Origin of the sequence: Bradyrhizobium sp. 33ap4, assembly GCF_032654765.1 — a bacterium.
GTDB lineage: Bacteria > Pseudomonadota > Alphaproteobacteria > Rhizobiales > Xanthobacteraceae > Bradyrhizobium > Bradyrhizobium australafricanum.
Genome location: NZ_JAUMTJ010000180.1, coordinates 1 through 1,157 on the forward strand (window position 1 = coordinate 1; position 1,157 = coordinate 1,157).

Consider the following 1,157-nt stretch of genomic DNA (forward strand, 5'->3'; position numbering starts at 1 on the left):
CCTGTAAGTTCGTCATTCTTATGAGAATAGTCGTACAGTACGTGCCTTTCGGCCAGCTGTTCTAAAAATGACAAATACGGCTTCCCGACTAAACCGGTATCGAACTCGTACTCTTCTCGCTTCCATATGCCGCTCACTATTACTATGTCGTGATGATGGAATTATAAGGGTTTTTCAACAACGCTCCCTGAAAGCTCTCGGTGAGCTGCAGTACAACGCACAGTTTTGAAGGCAGTCGATCTTGATATAGACTCTCGAAATGACAGTCCAAGTTTCCTTGCGGCAGGGAACGAACTTTAGTGTCCACGCCACGCAGCAGGTACACGGCCGGTGACTTTTGAAGTTGTCGCTCGTGTCCGAGGAAAAGCGACGCAGTGACCCGCACTCTCTTCACGTGCAGCGTCATGCTTTTGAATTCGACCGTGTGCGAGTGCTTCTCCCGTGATGGAGATATGAGTCTGAAGACGTCGCTGTTTTGGTAAAATACGATACGAATCTCGACACCGGGGAGCATAAGCTTGGGCTGGCAAAATATGTCCGAGTTCAGCTTTGTCATGAGGTCGACGACCTTGCTTCCCTTTACGGCTGCGTAACGGCTAGCCGGACCGTGCGACGTAATGTTGTCGTTGCGCTTGTTGGGTTCGTCCAATACAAACAAGCCGGCAACATGCACTGTCTGTTGCATCGTAGGACTCGAATGCAGCAAAATGACCAGTATCGAGCGATAGGCGTAAAGTTCATTGTTAGAGACGAGTGTCTGCCCCAAGTACACGGCCACATTCTTGAACATGGAATTTGCGAAAGCATTCGTAGGAAACACTTCGTCGTACGACCCGCCTTCTGTTTTCGCTTCGTCTCCGTCATCGCGAGTTATACACGCACTCATGTGCAGAAACGTACTCGAGAGATCCAGGTAGTGACTGCCGAGATTAGATATATTAAATTTGATAACGGAGCTGCTTACGCCGGTTACGGGAAAAAATTGCTGGTAAGTACAGTCATCAATTTCGTATTGTGTGGGAGCAACATCAAAAATACGCGTTTCGCTTTTCGTACAAAGCGGACTGTCGGGTTGAATGACGTTAACGGTGACCATTGTTGAATGAAGTTTTTGCACTGCATCGCACAAATATATCCTTCGCGAGTGCAGCCTGGCT

General features: G+C 48.4%; 1 protein-coding gene. It reads right to left on the bottom strand.

All coding sequences use genetic code 11. The features are described 5' to 3' along the window. Positions 1 to 142: 142 nt before the first annotated feature. A partial coding sequence (locus Q2M23_RS43600; protein ID WP_316399519.1) for a hypothetical protein occupies positions 143 to 1,157 on the bottom strand: 1,015 nt, incomplete at its 5' end.